This is a genomic window from Microbulbifer maximicatervae (SeqCode), from assembly GCF_052467305.1.
In genome coordinates, this window is the sequence record NZ_CP174306.1 from 2,083,948 (window position 1) to 2,103,108 (window position 19,161).

General features: G+C 40.5%; 21 protein-coding genes. 1 reads left to right on the forward strand and 20 read right to left on the reverse strand.

The features are described from left to right. The first annotated feature begins 4 nt into the window (after positions 1 to 4). The gene (locus ACJJI4_RS09335) at positions 5 to 1,258 is read left to right on the forward strand and encodes a tyrosine-type recombinase/integrase (RefSeq protein ID WP_444927858.1); all 1,254 of its coding nucleotides are present in this window, start codon (positions 5 to 7) and stop codon (positions 1,256 to 1,258) included. A gap of 150 nt (positions 1,259 to 1,408) precedes the next feature. Here the strand turns inward: ACJJI4_RS09335 and ACJJI4_RS09340 are convergent, their stop codons facing one another. The 20 genes from ACJJI4_RS09340 to sctN all read right to left on the reverse strand — a co-directional run bounded on the left by ACJJI4_RS09340 (position 1,409) and on the right by sctN (position 19,151). Further along, entirely contained in the window at positions 1,409 to 3,733 is a 2,325-nt protein-coding gene (locus tag ACJJI4_RS09340; RefSeq protein WP_444927859.1) for a hypothetical protein, read from the reverse strand. Positions 3,734 to 3,751: 18 nt separating this feature from the next. Next, positions 3,752 to 4,231 (reverse strand): CesT family type III secretion system chaperone, encoded by a 480-nt coding sequence (locus ACJJI4_RS09345; RefSeq protein WP_444927860.1) that lies wholly within the window; start codon positions 4,229 to 4,231, stop codon positions 3,752 to 3,754. Positions 4,232 to 4,512: 281 nt separating this feature from the next. Further along, a complete protein-coding gene (sctL, locus tag ACJJI4_RS09350) occupies positions 4,513 to 5,133 on the reverse strand; it encodes a type III secretion system stator protein SctL (protein ID WP_413661999.1) in 621 nt (206 codons plus the stop codon). Next, positions 5,112 to 5,843: a SctK family type III secretion system sorting platform protein gene (locus ACJJI4_RS09355; protein WP_444927861.1), complete on the reverse strand. Its 732-nt coding sequence runs from the start codon at positions 5,841 to 5,843 to the stop codon at positions 5,112 to 5,114. Before ACJJI4_RS09355 ends, sctL begins: the two co-directional genes overlap by 22 nt. 12 nt (positions 5,844 to 5,855) lie before the next feature. Continuing rightward, complete coding sequence (gene sctJ / locus ACJJI4_RS09360; RefSeq protein WP_413662001.1) at positions 5,856 to 6,455, reverse strand: type III secretion system inner membrane ring lipoprotein SctJ; 600 nt, start codon at positions 6,453 to 6,455, stop codon at positions 5,856 to 5,858. Beyond that, the gene (sctI, locus tag ACJJI4_RS09365; RefSeq protein ID WP_413662002.1) at positions 6,455 to 6,778 is read right to left on the reverse strand and encodes a type III secretion system inner rod subunit SctI; all 324 of its coding nucleotides are present in this window, start codon (positions 6,776 to 6,778) and stop codon (positions 6,455 to 6,457) included. Before sctI ends, sctJ begins: the two co-directional genes overlap by 1 nt. 12 nt (positions 6,779 to 6,790) lie before the next feature. Next, a complete protein-coding gene (locus ACJJI4_RS09370; RefSeq protein ID WP_413662003.1) occupies positions 6,791 to 7,156 on the reverse strand; it encodes a hypothetical protein in 366 nt (121 codons plus the stop codon). 8 nt (positions 7,157 to 7,164) lie between these two features. Then, positions 7,165 to 7,413, reverse strand: a complete 249-nt coding sequence (locus ACJJI4_RS09375) for an EscF/YscF/HrpA family type III secretion system needle major subunit (RefSeq protein WP_226648311.1) — start codon at positions 7,411 to 7,413, stop codon at positions 7,165 to 7,167. Positions 7,414 to 7,696: 283 nt separating this feature from the next. Next, positions 7,697 to 9,106 carry a type III secretion system inner membrane ring subunit SctD gene (gene sctD, locus ACJJI4_RS09380; protein WP_444927862.1) on the reverse strand — a complete coding sequence of 470 codons (1,410 nt, stop codon included), beginning with the start codon at positions 9,104 to 9,106 and terminating at the stop codon, positions 7,697 to 7,699. Positions 9,107 to 9,133: 27 nt separating this feature from the next. Continuing rightward, positions 9,134 to 10,981: a type III secretion system outer membrane ring subunit SctC gene (sctC, locus tag ACJJI4_RS09385; RefSeq protein ID WP_444927863.1), complete on the reverse strand. Its 1,848-nt coding sequence runs from the start codon at positions 10,979 to 10,981 to the stop codon at positions 9,134 to 9,136. Next, the gene (locus ACJJI4_RS09390) at positions 10,962 to 11,339 is read right to left on the reverse strand and encodes a hypothetical protein (protein ID WP_413662006.1); all 378 of its coding nucleotides are present in this window, start codon (positions 11,337 to 11,339) and stop codon (positions 10,962 to 10,964) included. The genes sctC and ACJJI4_RS09390 overlap by 20 nt, the downstream gene beginning before the upstream one ends. A 298-nt stretch (positions 11,340 to 11,637) precedes the next feature. Then, the gene (locus ACJJI4_RS09395; RefSeq protein ID WP_413662007.1) at positions 11,638 to 12,105 is read right to left on the reverse strand and encodes a type III secretion system chaperone; all 468 of its coding nucleotides are present in this window, start codon (positions 12,103 to 12,105) and stop codon (positions 11,638 to 11,640) included. A gap of 31 nt (positions 12,106 to 12,136) precedes the next feature. Continuing rightward, complete coding sequence (gene sctU / locus ACJJI4_RS09400) at positions 12,137 to 13,186, reverse strand: type III secretion system export apparatus subunit SctU (RefSeq protein ID WP_444927864.1); 1,050 nt, start codon at positions 13,184 to 13,186, stop codon at positions 12,137 to 12,139. Then, positions 13,186 to 13,983, reverse strand: coding sequence for a type III secretion system export apparatus subunit SctT (gene sctT, locus ACJJI4_RS09405; protein WP_444927865.1), 798 nt, complete (start codon positions 13,981 to 13,983; stop codon positions 13,186 to 13,188). The genes sctU and sctT overlap by 1 nt, the downstream gene beginning before the upstream one ends. Positions 13,984 to 14,006: 23 nt before the next feature. Then, the gene (gene sctS, locus ACJJI4_RS09410) at positions 14,007 to 14,261 is read right to left on the reverse strand and encodes a type III secretion system export apparatus subunit SctS (RefSeq protein ID WP_226648317.1); all 255 of its coding nucleotides are present in this window, start codon (positions 14,259 to 14,261) and stop codon (positions 14,007 to 14,009) included. A 51-nt stretch (positions 14,262 to 14,312) separates the two neighbouring features. Further along, positions 14,313 to 14,975, reverse strand: a complete 663-nt coding sequence (gene sctR / locus ACJJI4_RS09415; RefSeq protein ID WP_413662010.1) for a type III secretion system export apparatus subunit SctR — start codon at positions 14,973 to 14,975, stop codon at positions 14,313 to 14,315. Next, positions 14,965 to 16,017 carry a type III secretion system cytoplasmic ring protein SctQ gene (gene sctQ, locus ACJJI4_RS09420; protein ID WP_444927866.1) on the reverse strand — a complete coding sequence of 351 codons (1,053 nt, stop codon included), beginning with the start codon at positions 16,015 to 16,017 and terminating at the stop codon, positions 14,965 to 14,967. The genes sctR and sctQ overlap by 11 nt, the downstream gene beginning before the upstream one ends. Then, positions 16,014 to 17,117, reverse strand: a complete 1,104-nt coding sequence (locus ACJJI4_RS09425) for a hypothetical protein (RefSeq protein WP_444927867.1) — start codon at positions 17,115 to 17,117, stop codon at positions 16,014 to 16,016. The genes sctQ and ACJJI4_RS09425 overlap by 4 nt, the downstream gene beginning before the upstream one ends. 8 nt (positions 17,118 to 17,125) lie before the next feature. After that, on the reverse strand, positions 17,126 to 17,593 hold the full coding sequence (sctO, locus tag ACJJI4_RS09430; RefSeq protein ID WP_413662013.1) for a type III secretion system stalk subunit SctO: 468 nt from the start codon (positions 17,591 to 17,593) through the stop codon (positions 17,126 to 17,128). Positions 17,594 to 17,744: 151 nt separating this feature from the next. Continuing rightward, positions 17,745 to 19,151 carry a type III secretion system ATPase SctN gene (sctN, locus tag ACJJI4_RS09435; RefSeq protein WP_444927868.1) on the reverse strand — a complete coding sequence of 469 codons (1,407 nt, stop codon included), beginning with the start codon at positions 19,149 to 19,151 and terminating at the stop codon, positions 17,745 to 17,747. Positions 19,152 to 19,161: the final 10 nt, after the last annotated feature.

The window sequence follows — 19,161 nt, forward strand, 5'->3', positions numbered from 1 at the left end:
TTCTATGTCTGCTTCCAACCGGCCACCAGCACCAATTATCGACAACCTGAGTAATCTTGAGAATCCATTCCGCTGCACCAGCTTTTCAGCTAGCCGCTATCTCAGCAAGCAGATTCCTGGTGCTGATACCGATCTGGAGTTCACGCTTAAGTTTCTTTACAGCTATAACGGCAGCCAGGCCACGTTTAACAGCTACCGCCGTGAACTTGAGCGCTTGCTGCAATGGGCTTGGCGCATTGAAGAAGTTTCAATAATGACTCTGAAGCGCGAACACATTGAGGAGTTTGTGCAGTTTTGCATTGAGCCACCAATTGCCTGGATCGGAACTAAAAATGTTGCCAGGTTCAAAACACAAAATGGCGAGCGCGTTGTGAATGCCGATTGGCGGCCATTCGTAGTCAGTGTGTCCAAAGTTGAATTTCGTGCTGGTAAAACGGCTTCTCCCAAGGAGTTCCGGCCATCCCAGGCAGCGATCAAATGCACCTTTACTGCATTATCATCCTTCTTCGATTTTCTCTATCAAGAAGGCTTGGTTCCAGCCAATCCTGTGGCACTGATTCGCCAGAAAAGTAAGTTTGTTCGACGTGAGCAACAAAGCCAGGTTGTGCGCCGAATCAGCAACTTGCAGTGGGACTATGTCCTGGAGACTGCTGAGATCATGGCCGAGACATCACCAACTGATCACGAGCGAACTTTATTCATTATGAACGCCCTATTCGCTATGTATTTGCGAATCTCTGAGTTGGTTGCGGATGAAAGATCGGCACCAGTTATGGGTGATTTCAAGAAAGATCGCGACGGAAACTGGTGGTTTCACGTTACGGGTAAAGGTAACAAAGGCCGGGCGATCACTGTTTGCGACCAAATGTTGAAGGCCTTGAAGCGCTACAGAAATTATTTGCAGCTCCCTGCTCTGCCCAGTATTAACGAGCAGACACCTCTGGTGCACAAGTCCCGTGGCAAGGGACCGGTTACCAGTACCCGACAGGTTCGCCTGATTGTTCAAAACTGCTTTGATGCTGCCCACCAACGGATGGTTGAAGAGGGCTTAGGGGAAGATGCTGAAGATCTCAAGGCAGCTACTGTTCACTGGCTACGCCATACGGGTATTTCTGAAGATGTGAAGTACCGTCCCCGCGAGCATGTGCGCGATGACGCGGGTCATGCAAGTATGGCCACTACCGATCGCTATATTGATTCTGATATGCGGGAGCGACATGAAAGTGGGCGGAGTAAGCGGGTAAAGGAGGAGCGGTAATACTACCGCCCTGCCCTTTTGTATTTAGCAGCGAAAAGTACTTTATAAGGTGCTTGACCGATTCGGGGTCAATCGGTATTTTTTACCTGTACGGTTTTATTGGCCCGATATTCAGGAGAATATTTCAGGTTTTACTTAAACTATTCCAAATTATTTGACATTGATAAGCTTCGCCAAAATGCCCTTTGCCACATCGACCTGGCACACTCGAGTTGCCTCTAAAACACCTTCAATCGTCTGCTCGAATGTCTCATCTTTCATTATGGGGCTCAGTACATCTCTCAAGAGTTTTACCGTCAAAGATTTTTGCCAAATTTCCTCATAGTCTTCATGCTGTTTAATTGGATTGTTGATCCTAATAGCTGCCAATCGATTATTTGGAATACTGATATCCGGTAGATATTTATCGTCATCAAGAATATCACTAAACTCTAAGCAGAGCTGATCAAAAACTCTATCTAAAACACCCCTAGGTGAAGCCGATATTACCTTTGGTAAAATGTTTGACTCAGTTATCGAGCTAAATAAGTCCTGATGAGCCAAACCATAGTCACTCTGAATAAGTCTTGCCCCTTTATCTGCGATTGCTTCTTCAGCAGCATTTCCTGGAACCTCGCCTTTCGAAGAACGAGATACCTCTTCCGAATTAGAAGTACTCTGCGAGCCCCGTACCAAATTTTGAGTCTGAGTCTTCTCTGGCACCCTTGCTTTCAATTTCTGCTTGATCTTTCTGCCTTTACCCACAAAATTATTGATAACAACGGAGACTCTTCTATTATCCACAAATTGAATAGAAGAATTTAATCCTGTTATACCCAAAGCTGCTGCTGCGCCAGTTGCCGCAAACACAAGACCAACAGGTGAGGCAACGGCTACAACACCAACGGCTCCACTGGCCCCTAATACCATTGCGAGAGAAGCAGAACCTGCAACCGCGCCTGACATATATCCTGCAGTAGTCATTACTTTCGAATAGGGCTTTAAAAGATTACTGGTAAAACCAGGTTGTTTTCTAAGAATCGCCTGCAGCAGTTCAATCTGGTCCTGCCTTCGCCCCATTGCCGTGAAAAGACACATCAAATCTCTAAATAGATTTTTCACGGTATTGAAATCCGGGACACTTAATATATTTTCGATCGCATCAGCAGAGGATTCTGTAACAATACGGCCACTCAATAGCTGATAAATGGTCTTTTCAGTACTAGAATCATCCTTCGAAAGCCGCTTCACAGCTGCCTCCAGTGCCTTCTTCTTAACAGAAATAGCCTGGCGTTCTTCCTTCAGTTCATTATTAAGGTTACGTATCTTATTGGTTAAACTTGAATTCAGACGTTCAGAACGCATGGAAGATTTAAACGCAGACTTCAAAGAAATTACATCTAAAACACCCGCAAGTGTCTGCGCCCCCCCGGATACCCCAAACGCAGAAGCTGCAACCATAACTGCATTACCCTCAGGCGTGAGTTTTGCAGCAACAGATAGAGATGCTCCAATAATACTGAAGCAATACCTAACTATTTTTACCCGAGCAATGGCATCTTCTGTACTCCCTACAAGTTCCACATCGGAGTTATCGATACGATTTTTTAACGATATTATTCTTAGAGAAATATCCTTTAACTTCTCATCCAATCCGCCCAATTGCTTCTGAATTGACTGATATTGCTGAGTTGCCTGTTCATACACTTCCAATTCTTTAAGTAATTCTAGCTTTCGATTTAACAAGGCATCCGCTCGTTTAACCAATCTATCCAGAACCAGTATCGACTTGGCCTTTCCTAGCTTTTCAGAGGCATTCTCCCTTAGTAGTTTAATGCAACTTCTTATGCCGGCAAGATATTCAACAATCCCCACACTAGTAGTCGCGCTATCAACGCTTGAGGGCACTACCTTTTCATTGAGAGCGGTATTAATCTGATCTTCAACTTTACCTTCAACCTCACTCTTCGAACCTGAAACTTTACCCCCGCGCATCATATTCTGATTAATTTTAGCAGCATTCTTTATAGTATCAGATTTAAATATAGCAAAGCATTTCAAAACACGATTGCGAAGCTTTGAAACCCTGCTACTGCGAGGCATAATTACCCGAACCTCTTGAGAGTTTATCTCTTCATGAACGTCTTGAGAATTACTTTTTCCATAGCTAGCAATACTAGTAATTGTATAATCTTTTAAATCAATACCACGCCCAGGCAATAGCGGTAATATTTCAGCTAACCTTTTGGAATTAACTCTACCTCGATCAGACCAAAAAGAACCTTTAGTATCAACAGGCTTAAGCTGTCTAACCAGTGATCCATGGCGTTCTTTCAGAGTCTTAACCACTTTTTCAGATCGGTATAAGGTAGAATTCGTCTTACTCGTTTTCTTACCTAGCTTTCTCAAATTAGGTGGTAGAGGGTTTTCTGACACTTTATCAGATCGAGAACTCTCATTGTTTTTTTTACTGGATACAGAACCGGGACCGCACATAAAATGACACCTAGATTATTAAGCCTTCAATAAAAGTCCTTTTTCGAGTAAGGCGTAATCATCTTGCTGCAAAGATGAATTAGGCAACGAATCTGCCGATAAGAGTTCACTACGGCAACTTTCTGCAAGATCTATATATCGACTTAACACGACCTCAAAATTATCGTAATCATCCTTAGAACAATCAAACATCCCCACCAAATTTACAATCTCGGTAATTCCATTCGCCAATAGAACAGGATGGCCCGGAGAAAAATTTACATAGTTCCACATACATATTTTAAGCAAATGATTTTCACGTGCCGTTCCCGGAGAATCCAAATTCATAATATCGACTTCAAAAATAACGATATCACTATCTTGATCAGCTGTAATAGTGATAAGCATGCCGTGAGGTGTAGCAAGTCCACACTGCAAATTCTCATCTAACACAAGATCGTTAATACCTATCCTACGTCCCAGCTCAGATATATAATCAACGATATTACTATGCATCATGCCACTCTTAAGATACAAAAATTAACATCGACTCCGCTCAATAGAGAGAAGTCCCGACACTAAATATAGTATCTAATACTTATGTGAACATAATATTTCCACCCAAGAGGAAGTAGGATTTTTTCTTAATTTGGGCCGAAAATGGAGTATTAACTATCCATTAACTCTCAACTATAAACTAATGAACTACAACTTAAGATAGTAGTGGCATCAGAAAATTGACACTAATTCATCAAGCCGGCATTGTAAACAGACATTAAAAAAGAATCTAAAAATACAGCCTACATAAAGTCTACATGCGACCCAAGTGAGCGCTGAATTACAGATAACTGAGATTCCAATGACAAGTTAAGTATTCCTATTGGCGTTTCAAGGATACAACTACCGAGAGCAACTTTTTCATCTGAAACAACTTCGAAGTTAGTCAGGGTTGGATAGTCTTTTAAAAGTTCAATAATTTTCTGATTTGCTTGCTCAAACTGGGCAGGCGCAACAAGCAACTTAGCGCTATCAACATTATAATAAACCGCTACAGAGCTTTCGATAAGCTTAATCAGCTGCGTATCATTATCCAGATCTCCAAGAACTTTCTGAAGTACAAGTTTAACAAGCTGCAGTATCTCATCTTGTTGAGAATCCAAAAACTTCCTACAAAGCTGAAGCGTTAATAACATTGCTTCGCTTTGCTCAGAAAGCGCCGCCTCAAATCCATCTCTATAACCTTGATCATACCCCGCTTTTATTGACGCCTCTGAATTGGCAATTATCTCAGAAGCAGATGCTTCAGCATGGGCAAGAATATCCTGAGACTTTTGATATACAGCATAATCCTCTTTTTTGATAATCCTCTGATCCGCTTGAGTACAAATAGAACCGGGGATTATTTTAACAAAGCTGTGCATTCAGGCTCCAAATATTTCACTAACTTACTTGTTAAAAGACATGTCTGACTATCGATTAACGGATCCAACTGCCACTCTTCCACTAATTCGTGTGATTCTTGTTCTGGAAATCTCACTCTATAAAGAGTCTTCCAGTTTTCCAAAAAATTAGTATCCGGCAGTTTGTAAAAGTGAGATATCATGTATAGCAAGGTATTGAAAAAAATTACTTCACCCACCTCAATACAAACATCAGATTTCGATCTGGAAATACTGGGCATGTCAACTTTTGATTTGATTTGATCAAAAACTGATGGACGACTGTGCAAGAGAAAAGGTGATAAATCTTCTAGATTCCGTAAAGTATTATGAGATAATCGGGTGAATAAGTCATGCCTTGTTGCCCGCTCAATAATATGATCCAACTTCATATCAAGACACAAATAGCCCATCATCAACATGATACGTTTCAGAGCCTCTGGCGAAGCAAACAAGAGCTTCGTTAGCGGGACGTTAAAAAATGACCAATCGAGATTTCTTATCCCCAAATGACGCCTGATCAGTACCTGTGAACATTGTCTATTAAGAAGCTCAACAGGTGTTTCTTCAAACAAACTTCCCAAGCGACTGGCATGCACCCACTGGACTGGGCAATAGGTCATTCTGAGCCACATCAAAAAAATCGGATTTTGTAGTTCCTTCTTGTATTCTTTCTTACTTATAGTTTCCATCAAATATCAATATTAAATATCGGAATAATTAGAGGTGCCAGGGAAGATAACGACTGCCACATTTTCATAGTCAAGCTGATCTACGGAATTCGCAACCATTGCCTTTATCTGTGGGATATAAGACTTCATTGCTACCCTGCTATCATATTTGATAAACACAGAAGCCTTAACCATAGTTTTAGTGTTAGATTTAGAGTTTTTACTTCCATCCTCAGCTGGAAGTACCAAATGCACCTTGGCGGTAAGAACACCGTCAATATTCGACAAAGTAGAAGCAATATCCTGGGACATGGCGAATGTATAACGAGCACTATCCGCCATTGGTGACTGTATCAACCCCCCCTGAGGGAAAACCTCATTAATAGTTGCGTACTTCTTTCGAGGAAATGAGTGCCTAGATAGCAACTCTACTGCTTGGGTAAGCTGAGACTCCTCAACCAACAAAGTAATACTCCCCCCTTTGCCCGCGGCCTTACTGGCTGAGACTCCCTCAGACAATAACAAAGCAAGCATTTCATTACCCTCTTGCTCCTCCAGGCCGGTATACAAGTCAACCTTACATGAAGAGACCAAAACACATACAACAATTAATAAAATTCTCAGATTAAACATTACTGTGCCTTGAGCAGGGTATCGACATTCTGTGTACTTTTTGAGATACCTTTGCTAATTAGCTCTTGTTGGATAGTAATTTCTGCAATCTCAAACTGTAATCTAAGCAAATCGACGGGCTTAATTTCATCGACACTTAGTGCAGACTCAATTTCATTCGTCTTAGCTCCAATTTCCTGCTTAGTATCTGAAATAATCTGAAAAAACTTATCCCCAAGAGTTACATCCGAGGCCAAAACATCTTCTTGATTTTGAGAAAATCCACCCGGATCTGAAAGGGGCGAGTCAAATGCGACTGGCTGAACACCAGAAATTGCATCCATATCAATACCTTACTATTTTCCTATTTGTGCACAAATTTCGTTAGCTAATTTTTTGCTTGCGCAATCAGCAGAGGATTCTATCAGTCGATGACAAAGCCTTTCAGCGTCATCGATCTTGCCGAATCGCCACAAAGCTAGCGCTAGATAACCATGGGGGATATCTAATTGATCGTTATGCGCTTTACACCAGGGCTCAAGTAAATCTATCGCTGACTTAATATTATCACTGTAAATAAACAGTAATGAACGCAAGCTCAGCTTGGAAATATCACTGATGGATTCAGCCTCCAACATACTTATAATGCTTTCAGCTTCGCCAATCATGCCCTCCAAGAGACCACTAACTGCGATCTCAGCCAACGCTTTATTTAATTCCATTTCCTTTTTCACATTTTTTGAACTATAGACATAGATGCATCTTTGACTACTTTATTTATAGTGGACACAACATTCATAACAACCGACCACTTTGCAACAGACGCATTAAAATTCGCCAGCGCTGCCGGATCATCTGGATTTGCAGCCAAAGTTGCCGATTGCGTATTCATTTCTGTACTTACCTGACTGGCGGCTGGAGATAACACAGCTGAAGCAGATTCAATAGAAAAACTGGTATCGATTGGTGTATAAGCCATTATAATTTCCTCATTTAATTTTTAATTACTATAAATTATAGAATTATTGTAAATTTTCTACTGCGTCAAATACTCGATACCCAGCCTTTTAACAATAGCCTGGGCACTTTTTATTGCAATTAGTCGATTTCTTATAGATTGAAAATCAGCTGGTGCTTGGGGTAATCTTAATTGGTTCTCCCAATAACAATGCTGATCATTTAAATAATCCAAAATACAGCTACTGGGTGCATTTGCATATCTGTGTCTATATATATCTGAATCTATCATCATTAAAACCAGATCAATTTGTTAAAAAGCTATATTCAGCACTTGGACTTTTTGTCATATAATCTTCATAACTTAACGTATAGGATCTTTGACCGCGGATCAATGTAACCTGGCCTTCGGAAAAAGATTGTAAGTTAACCCCATTAGGTAGCCTGGCTCCTACCAAATACCGCTTACCATTTTTATACACTAAATAAGGTGTGGAACCCGAACGAACGGCAGAAATTCCAAAGTCTGATAGTGTTCTTGATTGCTTCTGGGTTCCAGGACTAACATATGCCAGCCTAGGACTTTCACCCACTCTTGCGCGAAAGTCAGACATGACAGTTTCAAGCAGTCGCCTTTCCTCTGAGTTCAGCCTGCCAACAATTTTTATCTCATCACCTTTATCTTCATAAATTAATGAAGCAGAAAACGAGTAACTTGAAAGTAGTTTCTTAATACGTTCGAGAGGCTGAGATTCCCGAATTGAAATAGCTTCCCAATTTTTCAATCCTGGGATATCTGAGAGCAGTACTTTCTCGGCTTGCTCCCAAGATTTTGCGAAATCTCCATCGGTTATTGCTATCAAGTGTCCAGGTTTACTCCCTTGTTTAATATCTTCTGCAGCCAGCCCCAAATTCGAAAGTATCAAACGTGCTGAATGTTGCATCTTTTCGATACTAAAAACATCCATGGATATTGCTGAAGAAATCTGCTCAAGCTGAGAATGTAGCCTTGCTAAAAGGATATCATCTTTTACATATCCCGAAACCAATAAATTTCCAGATTTAATATTACCTTTAATCGAAAGTTCCTTGTACTCACTTAGTAAGAGGAGCTCAGATAACTTCCTACTTTCCTCAGATATAGGTCCAAAGTGTGGACTCGCCACAGCTATGTCTCTACCTTCGCCCGCTTGTCCCACGAAAAAATCTGCAGACATCACATTAGAGTCGACCCTTTTCTGGCCAACAAAATAATAAGCCCCAAAGGATATTAGGCCTACACCGATAGCCACTTGAGCCAACAATTTCCTTCCAGAAATCTTAGATGCCTCTTTGGCTAAATTCTTAATCTCCGATGTGGGGCTTAGAGTTTCGGAACCATCAACTTTAAACGTTAAGATCTTTTCTTCCCAATCATCTGACTCAGCTCTCACGGCAAAGCACAAATCACCAGCAAAGATAACCTTCTGTTCTGGCAGATAATCATCGAGAGAAAATATATTTTCATCAATTAAAACCGATATAGTAGCTTCGCAAACTTCTAATTTTACACCGGTGTCATCGGGCTTAAGGATAACAAACTGATCGGTTGCCAGATTAGGTTTAACAACCAAATCTGAGAGTTCTTCATCACTACCCACCACCATATTTTCATGAAGCGGTACTTCAGCACCATAATGCTCGCTATTTAAAAATCTTAGCTTCCACCGATTCATTATACTGCGCCATATTCCAGTTTAAGATTAATTTACCGTTACCACACGATAAGATTCCCCATCGGTATCCTCACATGGAACGATACGCGTGGATAACTTTACGGATCTAAAGCTGTTACGTCTTTGCCTTGCTTCTAAAGCTGATTCACAAAGCCCGGTCAAACCTAATTTGTGTATATCCGGGTTATAGTTAGATACGTTAGCAAATTTATTAAGCCTGTGATCGTCCTCAAGGCTCTCCTTTTTCTGCGAAAATGAGGACTCGAAAAGCGCATTTGGTAAAATTCTTGGACTCAACATAAAGAGCCTTACTAATTGAGACTGAGTATCATCGTTTCGCTTAAATAGCCCCCCAAGTAATGGTAACCCAGCCAAAAAAGGCACACCTTCAGTATTACTCGTTGTCGCTTCTCGGTAGTAACCACCAATAAGTAGAGATCCGCCATTTGGAACTGACGATCTTGTGTTAATTAGCGTATTTCTAATAGATGGTATCGAATCTACTCCACCATCCGCTAATCGATTAGCATCTTCAATTTGCACGTCAAGGCTAATCAGGGCCCTATCTCCCATTACGGACGCACCTTCAACCACACGAGGTACGACTTTTAATAGCGTACCAAAGGTAATTTGCTCAAGAGTCGCAACACGCTCACCTTGAATTCGAACAAAAAATGTCTCACTATTATCAAGTAGTGCTTCCGTACCATTTTCAGTTACCACTGCGGGCCGAGAAGTAACACGAGCTTTACCCTCAGATTCTAAAGCTCTTACCGTTGCCAAAAAGTCAGCATTTGTCTCAGTGAACAAGCTATCACCAGTTAGTGAATCCCCGGGCAAAATCAAATCTAAGAGGCCGCTCCCTTTACTAACGGCATCAACATTCCAATGAACACCCAGCTCTCGTAATGAATTGGTTGTAAGATCAATGATAACCAGGCTGATTTCCAGCTGTTCCCGAGGCCTGTCTAATTGAGTAATGAGATTTTCATATAAAAGAAGCCTTGACGCGTAATCCTGAACAATAACTGAATTGGTACTGGGGTCCGGGTAGACCGTTGCATGTGGGTGGGAAGCACCGCTAGAATAGCCTGATCGGCTTTCTTGTAAAATATCGCCCGCACGGAGATTTAAAGACTTACTAGCGGTTAATTCACTGTCGGTTAGTGTTTCATCACGTCGATGTGCAGAAGCGCTTCTACCAGTTGTAGCCTCTAGTGCCGAGTCGGAACCAATCAAACCTCTTAGAAGAGTTGCAACCCCAGGCAGCACAAGTTCTTGATCTCTAGCGGTAACTTTTCGATCTATAGCGGATGCGTATTTTAATCCATAAATTTGAATGACTAATTCATCATTTATCTCAGCGGAAACTCGTTCATTTAGCATTTCCACTGTCTTATCGACCAATTCGAGATACCTAGGGGGACCGGATACCATAACAATCCCATTTGCGCCTAAAGAGCGCCATTCAAAGCGTTCATCCCAAATCGACAATTCCTGCATTGTCTTCTTTAAGAGGGATGAATCAACCTTCGATAGCAAGAAAAGCTTGCTTTCCATTTCATTAATTGGATCGATATACAACGTCGCACCATCAAAGTACCATACCAGATCAAATGCGCCGGCAAGGAAGTCTAATGCTTCCTTGCTGTTGGCCTTCATTAGGTACCCACTAAAATCACTATCGATCCCTTCATTTATCTCTACCCCCAGGCGCGAATGTGTAGCAATCGCCGTCAGAACATCTCTAAGTGGCTGCTCTTCACCATAGAATTCAAATGACTCCCCCATAAGGGTTTGGGCATTCGCACCACTAAACAGATGAGAAAAAAATATTGCCATCAGTAAAATAAAATTATGGCGTAATAAATTCACGATATTCAAACTTAGTTATTTGGTGAATAGGTATCAGTTTAACTAGCAGATCACAAAATCCGCAGTGATAGTTTGTAATGTCAAAAAAAACGTTAAATGAAACGCTATTTGGCATTATGCTTTGAATACCGAAGTCGCCATCTTCTCCAGAAATCAAAGATAGATTTAGCCCACTCCAAGCATAACTTTTTCTCATTGCCTCCATCAGAAACTGCTTACGTAAATGTTCTTCAACAACCAACCCAAATCCGTAGCTTAGCAACACATATCCACCTCGATGCTCAATAAATTGAATCGAAAACTTTGAATCAAAATTCAAAGTATAAGATTCATTATCGTCTATAGCGGGCATAGGCATATGAATCTCCGAGCACAATGTAGATATCTTATCCCGTAGTGACATGTCGCTTCCCATATATAGCAAGATCGCCATGGGTAATAACCATACCGATGATAAGACGAAGATTCTTTCAAAATTAGCCGATTATTTTTATAAAATAGACATTTGAAAATGTCCATTTACCAAAGGCGACATAAATACTTAGATTTATAAAATACTAATAATGCCGCCCACCCTCGCCTGTTCCACCTTTGCTTTCATCTCAATTTAAGATCAAGAATCTAAGGTACCGGAAATTACCCGAAAGCTGATACTTCTATACTTTTATGCCAAAGTTGTTTTCCATTCCAATAGCCCCAAGTGACTGATCAGTTTGTTCAACGTTGGGGCTACTAGAAAGGACCCCCTGCCAGTATATAGCAGCTTGATATAGCGACTTTACTCTCCTAGTGAATGATTCGATTTCTATAGACTCTGCTCTCTCTTTGTCGCATAGTACCACTTTTTGTGTTTCGGGATTCAGGGATAGGGTTGCGTATTCACTAGCAATCCATAGGTAATTCGCCTGCAACATTAATGTTGCAAAATGCTCATCTTGGCCATGGGGAATTTCACCAATGTCTATTGTTATAATAACAAGCTCACCCTGATCCTCCTCATGATAATATATATGCATATCGATATTATCCCATGATATTCGGCATGCATCTTCAATCTGGTCCATAAGCGGCTGCTGTAAATTTACCGCTAACTCTTGTATCAACTGCGAGAAATCTAATTTCATAATTCACACTCTTGTATTTATAAGTAGCAATCTAGGTCTGCCTTTCCTGAGATTGCAGCCAACGAATAATATCAGCTATAGGCTCTACAAACTCATTTGTTATTTTTTGATCTATGTCTATTTTTGCATAGAGAGATCTTGCTAAAGGCACATTTTCAACGATAGGGATTCCTTTCTTAATCGCGATATTTCGTAGCTTCTTAGCAAGAATCATTTCACCTTTTATTGTAACAAACGGCAATGGTGACAGCTGTTGGTCATAGCGTATACCTACAGCAAAGTGCACTGGATTTGTAATCAAAACATCTGCTTGAGAAACCCTTTTATTAACAACTTCTTCACTCATCAATTCTCTATGTATCTCTTTCCTTCTACCCTTTATTTCAGGATTACCTTCCGTGTCTTTATATTCTCTTCTAACCTCATCGATAGACATTCGAAGCTTCCTAAAATATAGAAACCTTTCCAAGCCAAAATCAGCCGCCGCCAAGAACACAAATGCTGCCAAACAATACAATATCAACTTCATCATTAGTGAACCTGTGATATATATGGCGCATTCCGCACCGCAGGCGGGTATCTGCATCAATAGCTGGATATTACCCTTTAATACATACCAGGCTACGTAAGTGAGAACTATAATTTTAATAAGGGACTTTAAAAACTCCATTGCATTCTGTGCGCTGAATATTTTCTTTGCACCATTGATCAGGCCTATCTTCTCAAACTTTGGCGCTATGGTCTCACCACTAAATATCCAACCAGTCTGCATAACATTCGATATGATGGCAAAAATAAATACGACAACTAATATCGGAGCCAGTACACTGAATGCGATGTAGAATGCCTCTATTGAAGCATTTAAAAATAGTTGCCTAAGAGGAAGATCGATATATTTTGAAGGGTCCTGAAACAGACTTTTAATTCTCAGGAAAATATCTTCCCCAAAAAGCCAAAAATAGCCAGTAACAGAAACTAAAAGAACGAGCGAAACAACCTCTTTACTTTTTGCAACCTGCCCTTTCTCACGAGCATCTCTTATCTTCTTCGGCGTTGGCGGCTCTGACTTTGAAGATGTCATTAGACCTCTCCCAACACATGCTGCATAAAATACTGCATGTCTTCAAACGTGTCCGCAACCACATTATCTATATTACCTAAAAGCAAATGAATATATATAACCAAAACGAAGATCCCAACTGCACTCTTAATGGGCATAGCCATAAAGAAAACATTTAGCTGTGGTGAGAATCGATTTATTAGAGCCAAAGTGAATTCTGCTAAAAACATAGATATTACTATCGGAGCAGAAAAAACAACTATCGACTTCGTTAAAAAATCTAACTGAGAAAATATGTATACATCAGTACCAGTCAAATCCTCGGGAAACATTTTACCAATAGGCCAATATACGTAGCTCTGATAAATCACACCCATCATCAGCAAAAATGCACCACTCATAATAAAAAATGTATTTAACAAATGACTAAGATAAACCCCTAAAGGCGAAGTTTCATCACCTAATAATGGATTTACCATATTTGACATGGTAGACCCCCTCTGGTTATCTATAAGAAAACCTACTCCTTCTGCTATCCAAAATGGAATTGCTACCACTACACCAATAACCAGACCAATAGCCGATTCTTTCAGGAGTATTGAAATATAACCCACTTTTCCCAAGTCATCGGACAAACTTCCTTCAGTTAGAGGAAAGATAAAGAGCGCCAGACTGAGCAATATACCATTACGAATCATTGAACTTCCCAGAAACCCTTTGCTCATCATAGGAAGAACAGTAAATACTAGGTATATACGTGGTAACGACAAAATATATGCCTGAATCATTCTCTCCAGGCTATTCAAGTCAAGATCCATATCAATTATGGTTTTTCACTTTGTCAAATACTCTTAAACGCGGTTGCCCCTAGATTAATTAACTCAGCACCCATCCAACTTCCTGTTGCTAGAAGCGCAAAAATCACAGCAACAAGCTTTAACACAAACCCAAGTGTTTGCTCCTGAATTTGTGTTAACGCCTGGATAAGACTAACTAAAGTTCCCACTAATGAAGCAGCTACGATCGTAGGAAGGGATAATATCAATACAAGCATCATCGCCTCCTGAGCCAGCATCATAAGATCGCTAATATCCATTATCAATTATCCACCGCTACGATGTTAATCATATCTAACTTTGGTAAGTTACTAATAGGCCATCACTAGACTATGAGTTAGAGTTGTCCAACCATCAAGAACCACAAACAACAATAATTTGAATGGGAGCGAGATCGTCATTGGAGACACCATCATCATCCCCATCGCCAGAAGAATATTCGATACAATTAAGTCTATCACCAGAAATGGAAGATAGATTAAGAATCCAATTTTGAATGCCTCTGTCACCTGGCTAACGGTAAATGCAGGCATTAGCACCAGTAAGCTATCTTCAGTAACCTTTTCGGCATGGCGCTCTGGCCAAATCTCCCTGGCTGTATCTAGGAAATAGGTTTTCTCAATTTCGGTGGTGTTTTTTTGTAAAAATGCAGCATACGGCTTTACCGCACCTGAAAATAATTCCTTATAGTTCTCTGATGACTCAGTTAGATGGGTATTTGCATCCAGATAATCCTGTATATCGTACCCTATGGGCGCCATAATATACAAAGTCAGAATAAGTGCCACACCATATAGTGCCATATTAGGGGGTGTTTGTTGAACACCTAAAGCATTGCGAAGTAGCGAAAAGACAATTACAATTTTTACAAAAGACGTTCCCATTACTGCAAGAAAAGGCACTAAAGCTAAAGCACCAAGGGCTAAAATTATTGATATGTGGTCTAATTGTCCACCTAAAAAACTAACCCCCATTTTTGCCCCACCCAATAATCTGCACGCCCAACCGCCCCTCTATATTAACCAACTTCCCCTTTCCTAATACTGAGTGGTTAAGGGATATTAGAATTTCGCTAGAGGCCGAATCATTTAATGTGAATGTATATCCTTCCGTGAGAGATTGAATCTCTTCAATGGTCATTTCCTTACCGGGCAATTCAAATTTTAGAGATAAAGATACATTATTTAATTGCGTTAAGTACGCTTCTGGACTTTCCGGATTATCTGCCTTGCTAATTGGTTTGGTAGAATCCTTCAATTGACTTTCCATCTGCACACTCCAGCGATCTATTAATTTAATACTTTTCTCATTTATTTGAGCCAACCAAGTTGCTTGTCGGCTCACCAGCAGGAGACATTCTTCCTTAAAGGAACTAGAGCTATCTACAAGCACTACATCACCCGACCTAAGAGTTCTTAGTTCTTCAATATCCAGGTGCACCTGACCCACCAAGAAGGAGGTTGGCACAGGAATTTGCATGCGCCCCTTCCTTTTTTTACCATATATTTCAAACAGAGTTGCCAAACTATCAATATTTGCCTTGCAAAAGGCACTAATTGATTTTCCTTCTTTATCTACTTCAAACAAATAGGTGTATTGATAGTCTTTATTACCTCCGTCAACATCTGCTATTTTAACGCTGGTTATCTGCCAACTTTTAAACTCCTCAAACTCATTTATAAGCTGCTCAAAAAAAAGCTCAGATGCGGCAAAAACCAATTCGATGGGCAGCTCTGATATCTGGCTTATATGGAGATAACTTGAGAGTAATAAGCTTGCATCTCCCAGACTAAAATAGAATTCCCAGTATGTGGAGGTGTTTTGCTGACACACCTCAAGGATTAAAGCTCTCTTAGGTAAACTATATGTAAAACAACGTGATCGCACATTAAGATTCGGTCGATTTGCGTTACTAGATAAATCTAGCTGAAAACCAATTTCACTACTAACAATGATGTTCTGTGCATCAATCACCTGGCTGGTAAATTTAGGCAAAGTAAGCTCGTCGATACTCATGTATTCAAACCGTCATCCAATAGAACTTCTATGTCTAACCCATCATCAGACTGATGCCGAGATTCACTGTTTTCACCCTGAGAACTATTTTCATCATTTTGTCTTGAACTACCATTTATATCCTCCTCAAGGTCAGAACTGACATTCCAAGAAGTTGTTACCGACACTTGAAGCTGTGAATACTTCTGCTCCAGCATACTTCGGAGCTCTGATAATGTTGACGAATCCGATAAATCAAATCCCTTATCGACACTATCAAAATTTACTGTCAGAGCACCCTCATGCAAGCTAATGCTAACTCTGGTATCATGCAGCGATCTAATCAGAATCTCTGCGCGCACCATTTCTTTATCAACCACAACAGTGTCAATTTCAGTATTTAGCGAATAGAGCAACGATGGAGTAGAGTTCGATTTCTGATCGCTTAGCTTATTTAACTGAGAAGCGAATATCCTATTGGTAGTCGGTAGTATGACTTGTTGGACTACGTCTATATCTGCATCTTCAATGCGATCTGAACTCCCCAAGTCTGACTGTAAACTATGTACGTGTTTAAATGGCTTAAAGTTTAAAGAAGCTGCTGTTAATTCAGTTCGCTGTAAACTGTCTCCATCGTGCAACACCTCATTGATTGGATTATCCAATACTTCGGCAAGTAGTGTAACAGGTCTAACAGTTTGCCCACTCATCCAATGTATCTGAGAGTTTGATGATCCATTAGCCGGCGGTTTGTTTATTGACAGCAAATAGTGCTGCAAGTAACTCTGATTTATTTTACTGTCCAATGATAGATTATTTGAAATAACAACCAATAAGTCAGTTATAACAATAAAATTGTTTGCGTCCTCCAAATTGATATTTAAATCATTTGCATTACCATCAATATGGTTAGCTAACTCACTACTCCAATTAGTTGGATCGGTATTACTTTGTAAATCACCTTTATTTATATCGATATATTTCTGAAAATCCACCCCACTACTATGTAATTGAGTTTCTGACGTTTCAATAGTTCTTTTATGACTTAAATGGGAGCATAGAGAGGATAACTCCATAAATGTCGAAATAGTATTTTTTTTAGAGGTAATTTCAGATGACATCGGTAATACTAGCTCTTCAAAGTACTTGAAAATTCATCCATCGTCTCTTCAGCAGCCCTCTCAACTGCAATATTTTTAGACGCGGAAATTTCGGCAGTGATATGTTCATATTTTTCAACATTTTTTAGACATTGCCGAACATGCTCATGGCAGCTATCCCTTCTTTTTTGTGCTTTTTCAAGCTGCTTTTGCGCTTCAAGGACTTTCATACTCAGGCTAGCTTCTTCTTCATACATTGAAGCTATTGATGAACGAATTTCATCCAACTGCTTAGATTGGACAACCTGGTCAATAATCGATTTGTACCTTTTCGCTTCCTCTGTAATACGCCACTCTCTGTGGCTCATATATTGCTTCTTAGCAGATGAGTACTCTCGCTCTCTAAGCTGTACCTCTTCAACAGCTAGCCTATATTCTCTTTTGGCTACGTCGAGCTTCCTCTTCTTAATCTCCATAACACGAGTTAGACTAGCCATGTGTGATCATTCACCATCTTGACGGATTGACATTGTATTGGCCGCTCAAAAACTTTCTTTATATTTTGGGTAATTTTTTTTAGAAGAAAGTCCTTTTTTATAGATTTTTGCAGCTAACTTCAGGTTATAGACTTTCTCGGTTCCTTATAAATTACGGAAACATCTTTAGGAGCTGGTTTACACTCTCATCAAATGGAATAGATTCATGAGTACCTTGCTTAAGGAAAGCATTTATCTCTTCAATCCTATCTACGGCTTCATCTGTCATCCGATCATTGCCACGTTGGTATTCGCCAATACGTACTAGGAGTTCAACATCTTTATATTTACCTAGTAGATTTCTTAATTTCATTGCTGCTAATTTATGCTTAGGTGTTACAAAATTATTCATTACTCGACTTGCACTTAGCAATATATCCACAGCAGGGAAGTGAGCAGCGGCTGCTAACGACCGCGACAATATAATGTGTCCATCTAAAATTGATCTCGTTTCATCAGCAACCGGCTCTGTCATATCGTCGCCCTCAACGAGGACGGTATAGCAAGCAGTAATTGAACCCCTGTCAGAATTTCCCGCGCGCTCCATCAATTGAGGTAAAGCAGCGAAAACTGATGGTGGATACCCCCTTCGGGTAGGCGGCTCTCCTGCAGCTAGTCCAATTTCACGCAAAGATCGAGCATATCGCGTTACAGAATCCATAAGTAATAGTACTTTCTTCCCCTGCTCCCGGAAATACTCTGAAATAGCAGTCGCTACTAATGCAGCTTTTGCACGCTCCATTGCCGGTCTATCGGATGTGGCGACTACCAGTACAGCTTTTGTAAGACCTCCAGGGCCTAAATCGTGATCGATAAACTCCCGAACTTCCCGCCCACGCTCGCCAATTAATGCAATAACAATTACATCAACATCTGCATTGCGGATAATCATTGAAAGTAGCGTACTTTTTCCACCACCTGCAGCGGCGAAAATTCCAATTCTCTGGCCTTCTCCACAAGTCAGAATACTATCAATAGCCTTTATACCCATGGAAACTGGTCGACTGATTAGCTGTCGAGTCATTGCATCCGGAGCATCAGCAGTGACCGTCACCCGTGAACGTTCAGAGGGGGCTATGTCGTACCGTTCTCCTTTCCTTATGGGATTTCCCAAACCATCAAGGACACTTCCCAACAAAAAATCGCCGACTTCTACCTCATGGCTACGGCCGGTGGGAATAACTTCAGTTTTACTGGAAATCCCTTTCACATCTCCCAAAGGTGATAGTAATGCAATAGATTTGTCTAGCCCAACCACTTCAGCCAACAAGGTTTTATTAGTATCCGGTGAGACCAGTCGACATAGTTCTCCAATTTTGACATCAACAACTTGGGCTTTAATTATGGTTCCGGATACATTATTTACCCAACCTCGCATCCTCATGTTTTTACATTCAGCGATGAGCCCCCGGAGCTTATGTGTTTTATCTCTCCATTTTCTTTCAGTGTCTCTCAAGTTAGATTTCAGCGTTTCCTGAATATCATGCTTGGTTTTATATTTTGAATCTAAATCGTTCACAGCTGTATCT